Below are 11,771 nucleotides of genomic sequence, written 5' to 3' on the forward strand. Positions count from 1 at the left end.
GTCGGGGCCGCCCGAGAGCGCAGGGGTCGTCAGGCGGCGGTCCGGCGGGAGGCCTGGGGGACGTAGGGCATGGCCAGGTCGACCACGTCGTTCCACCACTCGGAGGCCGGGGAGGCGAAGTCGTCCGGCGGGCCCACCGAGAGGTAGGGAAGGGCCTTGGGGCCGATCTCGCAGCTCTCCTCCAGCTGGACCTGAACGCGGCCGTCGGCCGTCGGCCTGGGCGCGGCGGCCCAGTAACGCCAGACGTCACGGCTCTCGACGCGGGCTCTCCGCGCCAGGCGGCGGGTGCGGGCGCCCGGGTTGCAGGCCAGCCAGTCCCAGTGCTCGGACAGGAGCACGACGGACAGGCATCGCAGCAGCGTCACCGCGGCGAAGACGTTGCCGAGCGGGACCGCGCGCGCCTCGAGCTCCGGCAGGGCGAACCGGTGCAGGCCCGCGGTCGCCAGGTCCAGGCCGCCGTCGCGGGCGCCGGGGCCGTCACGGCGCTCGCCTCCGGTGATGAACGTCGCCAGCCAGTCGTCGGCCAGGCAGAACTCCGGGTGCTCCACGCCATGGCGGAAGTCGTGCGGCAGCACCTGATGGGACCAGGCGTCGTAGATGACGCCCTCGCACGCCTCGGCCACGGCCCGTGCGATGGCCCGCGTCGCCTGACCGTGGCCGGGCTGGGAGACCGGCGGGATGTGGCCCATGACCACCACGTGGTGCGTGAACTTGTGCAGCAACGGGCGGTCGGACGGCCTCGCCCACGCCGCACCGCCGATGAGCTCCGCATAGCCGGAGTCGCCGACCGGCAGCGTGGAGATCTGGACCAGTGGCGTGTCGAGCAGATCGGCGGCCAGCGGCTGGCGCACCCGGGCGCGTGCGGCCGCCGCCGGGTCGTGCGGCGGCCGGTCGGTGGCCACGACGAACGGCGTCGCCACCGTCTCGGGAACATCGAGGTCGATCACTGAGGCCTCCCGGTGGAGTCGGTCTGCGAGACAGCCTGGCGTGGCCGTGATCGGGCCGGAAGGCGTGTGCGCGGGTTGTGGATAACTCCGCACGGGGAGCGGAATCCGCGATGCCCGGATCGCGATGTTTCGACCGGCCGCGCGATGATCGCGGGCACCGCCGCCCCGCACGGCGGCGGGCGCCGCTCACGTGACCCGGGTCACCGTCGGCGATCCACGATGCGAGACGCTACGGCACCTGACCTCTATGTCCGATATGTTTCGCCCATGCAATGGGGCGTGGCGACGTACGACACAGCGTTCGGCTACGTGTCCTCCCACGGTGCGCCGCTGATCGACCTGCTCGACCCCAAGCCCGACGAGCGGGTCATCGATCTCGGCTGCGGCACCGGCGCGATGACCGTCGAGATCGCCGCGCGCGGCACCGACGTCCTGGGCATCGACGGGTCGGTCGAGATGGTCAACACGGCGCGTTCGGAGCACCCGAACCTGTCGTTCGCGGTCGGCGACGCGCACGACTTCACCACCAGCGAGCAGTTCGACGCCGTCGTGTCCAACTCCGCCCTGCACTGGATGACGCGTGACCCCTCCGCGGTGATCTCGCGGGTCAGGGCGGCGCTGCGGCCCGGCGGGCGGTTCGTCGCGGAGATGGGCGGCGCGGGCAACTGCGCGGCGCTGATCACGGCCGTCCAGACCGCGTGGCGCGTCTTCGGCCTCCCCGAGCCCGAGTTGCCCTGGTACTTCCCCACTCCCGGCCAGTACGCCGCGCGGCTGGAGGAGGCCGGCTTCACCGTACGGCTCATGGAGTACTTCGACCGCCCGACGCGCCTCGCCGAATGCCCGGACGGCGCCGCCGACTGGGTCCGTCTCTACGCCCCCGAGCTGATCGCGGAGCTGCCTCCGGAGGTCGCCGGCCCGGTGCTGGACCGCGTGAACGAGCTCGCCGCGCCGGCGCTCCGCCGAGAGTCGGGCTGGATGGCCGACTACGTACGGCTCCGCTTCGCCGCCGTGAGTTGAACTAAAGTCGTGGTGTGCTGCGCCTGTACGACGAAGAGACGGGAAACGCCGAGGAGATCACGACGGGGCGCCCCGGCGTCGTACGGATCGCGTGCGCGGGCGACCTGCGGGCGCTGCTGGTCGGTGACCTGATCCGCCGCGTCGCCGACCATCACCGGCTCCGCGCGATCGGTGTCTGGGACGACGTCCCCGGCGCTGCGGACCTCGGCGTACGGCCCGCCGAGCTCACCTCCGGCGACGCCGACGTGCACGTGGGAGCGACCGTCGGGCGCTGCTCGCTCGCCTCCGCGGACGGCCTGGACCCGCTGGCCGTACGGCTGGCGCTCCTGCTGCGGCACTACCGGTCCGACGTGGACCTGAGCAGGCGTGATCTGGAAGAGGCGGACGCCTCGCTCACCTCGTGGCGGCGCGAGGTCGCCAGGTGGGCGGAGTCCCCCGGACGGCCGCCGAGCCGGGAGTACGTCCGCGAGGCGATCGCGGTTCTGGACGATGATCTCGACACTCCGGCGATCTTTCCGGTGCTTTTCCGGCTGACGGAAGACGCCTCTCTACCCCCGGGCGCGAAGTTCGAAACAGTGATCAAGCTCGACATGATCCTCGGGCTTGACCTGGTCGCACTCGTCGGACGACTGTAAACCCGAAATAGGTCAAGGCCGTTTACCCGGATCCGCCAAAGGTCTTTTCTTACCTCTACGGTCTCAGTAAGCTCAACAGGTAATTTTGCCCCGATGCCCGCAGGAATTTGACCATGCGATTCCGTAAGTGCGTCGGCCCCCTCGTCCTGATGGGCCTGCTGGCGGCCTGCGGGGGCCGTACGGACGGTGGCGGATTCCATCCGAACGGCCAGGCCACCGACGACGACTCGTCCGCGGCCCCCTTGTCCGGTGCCCCCGGCTCCGCCGGCGCCTCCGCCGGCACCACCACGCCGGGCGCGGGCGGCCCGATGCCCAAGACCCCCCAGTCCGCCCTGGCGGCGTACCGCGGCTATCAGCTCACCTACGAGATGGCCTACGAGAACAACGACCCGAGCCTGCTCAACCCGGTGGCCGTGGACCCGCTGCTGTCCACCGTCACGCGCGACATCAACGAGATCCGCGCCCAGGGGTACATCTGGCGGTTTCACAACGTGTTGAACCCCCACGTCCAGGGCACCTCCGCCGACGGCTCGACCGTCGTGGTCCTCGACTGCATCAAGACCCTGGGCTCGTACAAGTTCAGCGCCAAGACCGGAAGGCGACTCGGCTCCTACCGCGGTGGCACCGCCGCCTATCAGGCGACCATGCGCTACTCCGACAGCACCTGGAAGATCTCCGAAGCGACAGAGGGCGAAAAATGCTGACGAAGCTCTCCGCAGGCATCTCCATCGCGATCCTGACGGCCGGGGCGACCGTCGCCCTCGGCACGACCTCGGCGCTCGCCTGTAACGGCCCGTGCGGGGGGCCAGGGGCCATCGGTGTCCACGAGCCGGGCCACTCGACCTACAACCCGCCGGCCCATGGCCCGCACGGTAAGTCGGGTAAGGGGGCCACCGCCCAGTGCCCGCCCACGGTGGCCTGCCTGACCGTGGGCAACAACGTCCCCGCGGCGGCCCCGGTACGCACTGTCGACGTGGCCTTTCAGGCCCGTGATCAGCTTGAGCTGCCCACGCCGACCGTTCACACGTCTCCGGAGAACCGGACCTACGTCGCGCTCCGGACGGGGCTGTGGCTCGGCGCCGGCATCTACGCCCGGAAGACGGTGTCCGTCGGCACGCCGGACGGTGCCACGACGGTCACCGCGATCGGTGATCCCCAGTCGGTGACATGGAACATGGGTGAGAGCTCCGTCACCTGCCATTCGAGGGGCAGCAAGGACGGAAAGGCGTGCGGCTACACCTACCAGCGGTCCTCGGCCGGCCAGCCGAACCACCGGTACGCCATCTCGGTCACCGTCACGTGGTACGTCCACTGGACGTGCGCGGGCGTCTGCGACGCCCGGGCCGGCGACTGGGCGCCGAACTCCACGATGTCCAGAACGACCGACACCACCCTGGCGGTCGGTGAGGTGCAGACCGAGTCCCGGCCCGGATGAGCACACCGGCAGTGAGCCGGGCCGCGGCTCAGGCCCAGGGCACGCCGCCCAGGGTCGCGATCTTCTAGAGCAGCGCGCGGGAGGCCAGGACGATGCCGTCCTCGTCGCTGTAGAGCCACGCGCCCGGGTGGAAGACGGCGTCGCCGAACGACACCCTGACGCCCGACTCGCCCCCGCCCTCCTTGCGGCTCTTGCACGGGTTCGACCCGAGCGCCTTCACGCCCAGGTCCAGCCCGGCCAGGGCCCGTACGTCGCGGACCGCGCCGTTGATCAGCACGCCCGACCAGCCCTGCGCGACCGCGGACGCGGCGATCATGTCGCCCATCAGCGCCCGCCGCAGAGAGCCGCCGCCGTCCACCACCAGGACACGTCCCTCGCCCGGGGTCTCCAGCACCTGCTTCAGCAGGGTGTTGTCCTCAAAGCAGCGGACCGTCTCGATCGGGCCGGCGAAGCGTGGTCGTCCCCCGTACGAACGGAACTGCGTCGAGCAGCCCGTCAACTCGGACTCGAAGTCGTCGATGAGATCAGCCGTCGCGAAATCCACGCCCGCAGACTACGCGTCCGGCCCGCCGGTCGGCCGCCCGAGTAGGCGGGAGAGGACGATCGACGTCTTCGTCTGCACGATGTTCGGTTCGTTGCGCAGCCGTTCGAGGGCCTCCTCCAGCCCCTGGATGTCGTGCGCGCGCAGGTGGACCAGGGCGTTGGCCTCGCCCGTCACGGTGTACGCCGCGACGACCTCCGGATGCCGGCGGATGCTCGCGTAGATCTCCGCCGGTGACGTACGGCCCGCGCAGAACAGTTCCACGAACGCCTCCGTCGTCCAGCCCAGCGCCGCCGGGTCCACGACCGCCGCGTAGCCCGTGATCACGCCGTCGTGCCGCATCCGGTCCACGCGCCGTTTGACCGCCGGGGCGGACAGGCCGACCTGGGCGCCGATCTGGGCGAACGACAGGCGGGCATCCTCCAGCAGGCACGCAACGATTCGCCGATCCAGATCGTCAAGACGCAATGATCTGCCCCTCTCGCGTCGATTTTCGTTCTTGGTCTGCGGTCCAGCGCGACTTTACGCTGCACGTGATGCCTCATGAACACCAAGGGCATCCAGCGTTGCCAGGAGAACCAATGACGATGCAGGTCGTGGCCCGTGACACCGCGGGCATCGCGCCGGAGACCGCCGGGCGCCCCTCGCGTCCGGCCGGCCGACCGGCCCGGACCTACCTCATGTGCCCGCCGGAGCATTTCGCCGTCGAGTACGCCATCAACGCGTGGATGGACCCGTCCACGCCGATCGACCGGGACCGCGCCATGGCCGAGTGGGAACGGCTGCGCGCGACGTACGTCTCACTCGGCCACACCGTCCACCTGCTCGAACCGGTCGAGCACCTGCCCGACATGGTCTTCGCCGCGAACGGCGCCACCGTGGTCGGCGGCATGGTGATGGGCGCGCGGTTCCGCCACCCCGAGCGCCACGGTGAGGCGGAGGCGCACCGGCGGTGGTTCGAGAGCCACGGTTACCCGCGTTTCACCCCCGCGGTGCACGTCAACGAGGGTGAGGGCGACCACGTCTACGCCTACCGCGCGATCGTGGCCGGGCACGGCTTCCGCACCGATCCGCGGGCGCACAACGAACTCCACGACGCGTTCGGGCTCCCCGTGGTCAGCGTCGCGCTGGTCGACCCGCGCTTCTACCACCTCGACACCGCGCTGTGCGTGATCGACTCGTTCACCGCGGCGTACTACCCGGGCGCCTTCGACGAGGACGGCCTGCTCAAGCTCAAGACGCTGTTCCCCGAGCTGATCGAGGCGACCGAGGAGGACGCGCTCGCCTTCGGCCTCAACGCGGTCAGCGACGGGCGTCACGTGGTCGTTCCCCACGACGCGGCACACCTGCGGGCCGTACTCACGCAGCGTGACTACGACGTGATCCCGGTCGAGATGACCGAGCTTCGCAAGGCGGGTGGCGGCCCCAAGTGCTGCACGCTCGAGCTCCGCCCCTAAAACGCCCCTAACCTGGAAGAACGGACACTCGCGGAAACCCCGCGAGTCGACGAAGGAGCCGCCGTTGAACACGAACGATCTCCGCATGTTGTCGGAGCTGCACAGCGCCCACAACTACCATCCGTTGCCGATCGTCATCGCCGAGGCCGAGGGCGCCTGGGTCACCGACCTGGAGGGCCGGCGGTATCTCGACCTGCTCGCCGCCTACTCCGCGGTCAACTTCGGGCACCGTCACCCGCGTCTCGTCGAGGCGGCCCGGCGTCAGCTCGACCGGGTCACGCTGGTCAGCCGGGCCTTCGACCACGACCAGTTCGGGCCGTTCGTCACCGAGTTGGCCGACCTCGCGGGCAAGGACATGGTCCTGCCCATGAACAGCGGGGCCGAGGCCGTCGAGACCGCGCTGAAGACCGCGCGCAAGTGGGGGTATGAGGTCAAGGGCGTGCTCGCCGAGCAGGCGAACATCGTCGCCTTCGAGGGCAACTTCCACGGCCGGACGACCACGATCGTCAGCTTCTCCACCGACCCGGACGCACGCAACTCCTACGGGCCCTTCACTCCGGGCTTTCGCACCGTGCCGTACGGCGACGTGGCGGCCCTGCGCGCGGCCGTGGACGAGAACACGGTCGGCGTGCTGATCGAGCCGATCCAGGGCGAGGCGGGCGTCAACGTGCCGCCGAGCGGATTCCTGACCGCCGTACGCGAGATCTGCACCGAGGCCGGCGCGCTGATGCTCGCCGACGAGATCCAGTCGGGCCTGGGCCGCACCGGCACGACGTTCGCGGTCGAGCACGAGAACGTCGTCCCGGACGTCTACATCCTGGGCAAGGCGCTCGGCGGCGGCATCGTGCCGATCTCGGCGGTGGTGGCCGACCAGGAGATCCTCGGGGTGTTCAAGCCCGGCCAGCACGGCTCGACGTTCGGCGGCAACCCGCTCGCCTGCGCGATCGCCCGCGAGGTCATCGCGATGCTGCGGACCGGGGAGTTCCAGGAGCGGTCCCGTAGGCTCGGCGCCCACCTGCACGAGCGGCTCGGAGCACTGCCGGCCGAGCAGGTCCACGAGGTACGGGGACGCGGGCTGTGGGCCGGTGTCGAGCTCAAGGGCAAGGCCCGTCCGGTCAGCGAGCGGCTCATGGAGCGCGGGGTGCTCGCCAAGGAGACCCACGAGACGACACTCCGGCTCGCGCCGCCGCTCGTGGTCGACGAGACCGACCTCGACTGGGCGCTGGACCAGCTCGCGGCGGTTCTCGCCGAGATCTGAGGCTCATACGCCAAGGCCTGGACCGCGCCGGTCCAGGCCTTTTTCATGCACGGATAGCGCACCTAATAACCGGATTGCAGGGATATGCCGGGAGGCATATAGTCCACGTGGACTATTGAGAGCCGACTAGAGAACACCATGTCCCGATCACTCACGCCCCTGGGGCTCGCGGTGCTGCGCCTGCTCGCCGACGAGCAGATGCATCCGTACGAGATGCAGCAGCGCATCCGCGAGCGCGCCATCGACCACGTCGTCAAGGTCGCTCACGGATCGCTGTACCACACGGTCGCCCGGCTCGCCGAGCGGGGACTGATCGAACCGGTGGAGACCAGCCGGGAGGGCCGGCGTCCGGAACGCACGGTTTACGCGATCACCGAGGCGGGCCGCGACGAGGCGCGTGGGCAGCTGCGGGAGTTCATGATGCGTCCGGTCCAGGAGTATCCGAGCTTCGGCATGGCGCTGGCCTTCGTCTCGATGCTGCCGCCGGCGGAGGCCGCGACACTGCTCGACCGGCGCACCGTGGACCTGGAGGCGAAGCTGGCCGCCCACGACAGCGTCGTGGACAGCCTGATCAAACAGGGGCATTCCCGCGTATCGGTCATCGAGGTGGAGTACCTCAACTCCAGCCTGCGCGCGGAGCTGGACTTCGTGCGCGCCCTGAGCGAGGACATCAAGAACCGCCGGCTCGACTGGCGGCCGCCGAACGGCGAAGACGGGGAGAAGGAATGAGAAAGTGGCACGGCAACCCGTGGGCGATCCTGCTCACGCTCAGCCTCGGCTTCTTCATGACACTGCTGGACCTGACCATCGTCAACATCGCGATGCCCAGCATGATCGACCAACTGAACGCATCGCTGGACGAGATCCTGTGGGTGGTCAACGCCTACGTGCTCATCCTCGCCGTGCTGCTCATCACCGCCGGACGGCTCGGTGACGTACGAGGGCAGCGCAACCTGTTCATCTACGGCGTCGCGGCCTTCACGGTCGCGAGCCTGCTCTGCGGGATCTCCCAGAACCCCGCCGAGCTGATCGCCGCCCGCTGCCTGCAGGGCGTGGGCGCGGCCCTGCTGATGCCGCAGACGATGGCGATCATCATCGCGACCTTCCCACCGGAGCGGCGCGGCGCCGCGCTCGGCATCTGGGGCGCGGTCGCGGGCGTGGCCACCATCGCCGGGCCGACACTCGGTGGCTTCCTGGTGACCACGTTCGACTGGCGGTGGATCTTCTTCGTCAACCTGCCCATCGGCGTCGTCGTGCTGATCGCGGCCTTCGTGCTGATCCCCTCGGTGCGGCAGGAGCGCCGGCACCGCATGGACATCGGCGGCGTCCTCATCGCCACGGCCGCACTGTTCTGCCTGGCCTTCGCGCTGACGGAGGGCCAGCGCTACCACTGGAACGGCTGGATCTGGGCGCTCGGCGCGGCGTCGATCGTGTTCCTGGTGATCTTCTTGATGCAGCAGCGGACCCAGCAGGGCAACGAGCCTCTGGTGCCCTTCCGGCTGTTCCGCGACCGTAACTACACGATCCTCAACTTCGTCGCCGCCGCGGTCTCGGTCGGCATGGTCGGCATGTTCCTGCCGCTGACGATCTACCTGCAGTCGGTGCTCGGCTACAGCGCCCTGAAGTCCGGCGTGGTCATGGCCCCGATGTCGGTGATCTCCATGTTCATCGCCCCGGTGGCCGGCCGGCTGTCGGACCGGTTCGGCGGCAAGTACATCCTCATGTTCGGGCTGGCCCTGTACGCCGTCGGCATGGCCTGGATCGTGCTGCTCGCCGAGCCGACCACCCACTGGGCCGCGTTCCTGCCCTGCCTCGTCGTCTCCGGCGTCGGCGTCGGGTGCGTGTTCGCGCCGATGGCCACCGAGGCGATGCGGGGCATCGAGCCGCGCATGGCCGGGGCCGCCTCCGGCGTCTACAACACGATCCGCCAGATCGGCTCGGTGGTCGGCAGCGCGGCGATGGGGGCCATCCTGCAGAACCAGCTGGCGACCTCGCTCCAGCACGAGGCGACCGCACGGGCCGGTCAGGTGCCGGCGCAGGCTCGGGGGCCGTTCATCGACGGCTTCAAGCACGCCGCGGCGGGCGGCATGGAGGTCGGGGCCGGGCAGACCGGCGCGTCGCAGAACGTGCCGCAGGGGGTGCCCAAGGAGGTCGCCGCACAGATCGCCAAGGTCGCCAAGGCCGTGTTCGACCACGGCTTCGTCGCGGCGATGAAGCCCACCATGGCGCTGCCCATCGTGGTCGTGCTGGTGTCCGCCCTCTCGTGCCTGGTGCTCAAGCGCCACGTACGCGCCGGTGAGCCGCAGCCCGTCGAGCCGGTCGAGGCCGCCGCCTGATCAGCGCGGACGTACCCGGTGGTAGTCCCCGTCGTAGTACAGCAGGGGGCTGCCGCCGGGGTCCGGCCGGCTCACGTCCAGCACCTCGCCGACCACGATGCTGTGGTCGCCGCCGCCGTGGACCGCGTGGGTGCGGCACTCGATCGCGGCGATGGCGCCCCGGAGGATCGGGGCGCCGGTGCGCGGGCCGGGATGGGACACCCAGCCGTCGAGTTGCCCGTCGAGCTCGCGCCCTCGCGTGGCGAACCACCGCGAGGCGTCCTCGGCCTCCTCGCCCAGCACCGAGACCGCCCAGGCACCTGCGGCGATGACCGCGTCGTGGAAGCGCGCCGCCCTCTCGGGGCAGAACAGCACCAGGACCGGGTCGAGTGACACGGAGGTGAAGGCGCTCACCGTCATCGCGTGCGCGATCCCGTCGGCGACGGTGGTCACCACCGTGATGCCCGTGGCGAAACGCCCGGCCACGCGTCGGTACTCCTCGGGATCGACTCCCGCGGACCTCGGCATGGACGCGCGTCCCCTCACCCGGTTTCGAAGCGGCCCACGACGGGCCTCCCCCGGATGTTACCGGCCGGTCGCCATCAGGTGCCGGGCGGGCGCGGAGCCCCGGTGAGCATCCACGGGCGGGCCGATCGGGTCCAGACGATCGCGATCAGGATGGCGACCGCGCCCCCGAACATGTAGACGTATCCGGCGGTCGTGCCGGTGACGACGAGGTCGCCCTCGGGCCGGCGGGCGGACAGCACCACCAGGACGACCAGCCACGGCACCGCCGGCACGACGGCGCCGATCCGGCTCTCCATCGCCCAGCCCGCGGCGCGGAAGACGGCGAGGTTCACCAGCGACAGCGCGATCGCGGCGACCGGCACGCCCCCCGCCTCCCAGGAGAACTGGAACGACTCGACCAGTCCCAGGACGACGCCCAGCACGGCGAGCACGCCGTAGGCGAGCCCGGTCACGAAGGCCGGCTCCGGCGTGGGCTCGGTCGGGGGGTACGGACCCGTCGTCTGTTCCACGACCGGTCAGGCTACCGGGTGCGACAGACCGGCCTCACGCCCGTCCTCTCCGGGAATGCCGGGTTCGCCGGCGAGGAGCGTGTAGTACTCGGCGTCGAGCAGCGGAATGCCGACATTGTTGGAGAGCGCGTAGTAAGGCGGGGCCACCGTGATCTGGGTGGCGTGCCAGCGCATCGCGGCCACCTTGGAGTGGAGGTGCGGCCCGGCCTCGATCCGGGTCGTGACCTGGTCGTCGGGCACCCCGAAGCCGAACTCCTCCACGGAGCCGACCCGGTCGAACGGGCCGCGGCCCACCTCGGGCTCCAGCGCCGAGAGCGGGATCGCGGTGGCGTAGAACCGCGACGGCGCCCACGCCGCGCCCTCGCCGTAGGAGGAGTCGGCGGACCGTTCGAAGGCCCGCCAGGCCACCCGGTGGGCCTGGATGTGGTCGGGATGGCCGTAGAAGCCGTTGGCGTCGTAGGTCACGATGACCTGCGGGCGCACCTCGCGGACGATGCGGACCAGCGCGGCGGTGGCCTCGTCCAGGTCGGCACGCCAGAAGCAGCGGGGGTCGTCGTTGGCCGGGTCGCCCATCATCCCGGAGTCGCGCCAGCGGCCGGCGCCGCCGAGGAACCGGTGGTCGGTGACGCCCAGGGCGTCGCACGCCCTGGCCAGCTCGCCCACGCGGTACTCCCCCAGCGCGTCACCGGACAGATGGCGCAGGTTCTCCGGGATCACCTCGCCCTCCTCGCCGCGGGTGCACGTCACGAGGCAGACGTGGGCGCCCTCGGCGGCGTACCTGGCCATCGTGGCGCCGGTCTCGATCGACTCGTCGTCCGGGTGCGCGTGCACCAGCAGGATGCGGGGTTCGGCCATGGACGAAACGGTATCCGGCGGCGCCGTCGCAAAGGCCGCTGGAGAACCCTCGCGGGATCCCCAGCGGTCTCTCAGGTCGTCTGGGCGGCCGGCTGGGTCACCTTGCCGCCACCGCCGTTGCCGGTGCCGGGCGCCGAGGTGTCACCGCCGCCGGCACCCGTGCCGTCGGTCGGCTGGCCGGTGTCCCCGTCACCGGGGTCCGTCGTGTCGCCGCCCCCGGGCCGGGTCGGGCCGCTGGAGGTGGTGGGGCGCGACGTCGAGGGCTCGGGTTCGC

General features: G+C 70.7%; 14 protein-coding genes and 1 pseudogene. 8 read left to right on the plus strand and 7 right to left on the minus strand.

What is annotated here, in order from left to right; genetic code table 11:
- Positions 1-29: 29 nt before the first annotated feature.
- Entirely contained in the window at positions 30-947 is a 918-nt protein-coding gene (locus ACFFNX_RS07855) for a hypothetical protein (RefSeq protein WP_378197506.1), read from the minus strand.
- A gap of 267 nt (positions 948-1,214) precedes the next feature.
- Here ACFFNX_RS07855 and ACFFNX_RS07860 point away from each other — a divergent pair, with 267 nt between their 5' ends.
- From ACFFNX_RS07860 to ACFFNX_RS07875, 4 genes are all read left to right on the plus strand, one after another.
- The gene (locus tag ACFFNX_RS07860; protein ID WP_378197508.1) at positions 1,215-1,964 is read left to right on the plus strand and encodes a class I SAM-dependent methyltransferase; all 750 of its coding nucleotides are present in this window, start codon (positions 1,215-1,217) and stop codon (positions 1,962-1,964) included.
- A gap of 14 nt (positions 1,965-1,978) precedes the next feature.
- On the plus strand, positions 1,979-2,599 hold the full coding sequence (locus ACFFNX_RS07865; protein WP_378197511.1) for a hypothetical protein: 621 nt from the start codon (positions 1,979-1,981) through the stop codon (positions 2,597-2,599).
- 113 nt (positions 2,600-2,712) lie between these two features.
- Positions 2,713-3,303: a hypothetical protein gene (locus ACFFNX_RS07870; RefSeq protein ID WP_378197514.1), complete on the plus strand. Its 591-nt coding sequence runs from the start codon at positions 2,713-2,715 to the stop codon at positions 3,301-3,303.
- Positions 3,297-4,034 (plus strand): hypothetical protein, encoded by a 738-nt coding sequence (locus ACFFNX_RS07875; RefSeq protein WP_378197517.1) that lies wholly within the window; start codon positions 3,297-3,299, stop codon positions 4,032-4,034. Before ACFFNX_RS07870 ends, ACFFNX_RS07875 begins: the two co-directional genes overlap by 7 nt.
- A gap of 64 nt (positions 4,035-4,098) precedes the next feature.
- On the opposite strand, the gene rraA is transcribed toward ACFFNX_RS07875, so the two are convergent.
- Together rraA and ACFFNX_RS07885 are read right to left on the minus strand one after the other, a co-directional pair.
- Positions 4,099-4,578: a ribonuclease E activity regulator RraA gene (gene rraA / locus ACFFNX_RS07880; protein ID WP_378197520.1), complete on the minus strand. Its 480-nt coding sequence runs from the start codon at positions 4,576-4,578 to the stop codon at positions 4,099-4,101.
- A gap of 9 nt (positions 4,579-4,587) precedes the next feature.
- Positions 4,588-5,043, minus strand: coding sequence for an Lrp/AsnC family transcriptional regulator (locus ACFFNX_RS07885; RefSeq protein ID WP_378197523.1), 456 nt, complete (start codon positions 5,041-5,043; stop codon positions 4,588-4,590).
- 113 nt (positions 5,044-5,156) lie between these two features.
- Between ACFFNX_RS07885 and ddaH the strand changes: the two genes are divergently transcribed.
- The 4 genes from ddaH (at position 5,157) to ACFFNX_RS07905 (ending at position 9,626) form a co-directional block, all read left to right on the plus strand.
- Positions 5,157-6,032: a dimethylargininase gene (gene ddaH / locus ACFFNX_RS07890; protein WP_378197526.1), complete on the plus strand. Its 876-nt coding sequence runs from the start codon at positions 5,157-5,159 to the stop codon at positions 6,030-6,032.
- A gap of 85 nt (positions 6,033-6,117) precedes the next feature.
- Positions 6,118-7,290: an ornithine--oxo-acid transaminase gene (rocD, locus tag ACFFNX_RS07895; protein ID WP_378197544.1), complete on the plus strand. Its 1,173-nt coding sequence runs from the start codon at positions 6,118-6,120 to the stop codon at positions 7,288-7,290.
- Between the two features lie 138 nt (positions 7,291-7,428).
- Positions 7,429-8,019: a PadR family transcriptional regulator gene (locus tag ACFFNX_RS07900; protein ID WP_378197529.1), complete on the plus strand. Its 591-nt coding sequence runs from the start codon at positions 7,429-7,431 to the stop codon at positions 8,017-8,019.
- Positions 8,016-9,626, plus strand: a complete 1,611-nt coding sequence (locus tag ACFFNX_RS07905; RefSeq protein WP_378197532.1) for a DHA2 family efflux MFS transporter permease subunit — start codon at positions 8,016-8,018, stop codon at positions 9,624-9,626. Before ACFFNX_RS07900 ends, ACFFNX_RS07905 begins: the two co-directional genes overlap by 4 nt.
- Here the strand turns inward: ACFFNX_RS07905 and ACFFNX_RS07910 are convergent, their stop codons facing one another.
- From ACFFNX_RS07910 to ACFFNX_RS07925, 4 genes and pseudogenes are all read right to left on the minus strand, one after another.
- Entirely contained in the window at positions 9,627-10,133 is a 507-nt protein-coding gene (locus ACFFNX_RS07910; RefSeq protein WP_378197535.1) for a flavin reductase family protein, read from the minus strand.
- A gap of 74 nt (positions 10,134-10,207) precedes the next feature.
- Positions 10,208-10,642, minus strand: a complete 435-nt coding sequence (locus ACFFNX_RS07915; protein ID WP_378197538.1) for a DUF6113 family protein — start codon at positions 10,640-10,642, stop codon at positions 10,208-10,210.
- Between the two features lie 6 nt (positions 10,643-10,648).
- Entirely contained in the window at positions 10,649-11,497 is an 849-nt protein-coding gene (gene mshB, locus ACFFNX_RS07920; protein ID WP_378197541.1) for an N-acetyl-1-D-myo-inositol-2-amino-2-deoxy-alpha-D-glucopyranoside deacetylase, read from the minus strand.
- 71 nt (positions 11,498-11,568) lie between these two features.
- Positions 11,569-11,771: pseudogene (locus tag ACFFNX_RS07925) on the minus strand (hypothetical protein); the annotation flags it as partial.

This window comes from Actinoallomurus acaciae (assembly GCF_042429965.1).
Lineage (GTDB): Bacteria > Actinomycetota > Actinomycetes > Streptosporangiales > Streptosporangiaceae > Actinoallomurus > Actinoallomurus acaciae.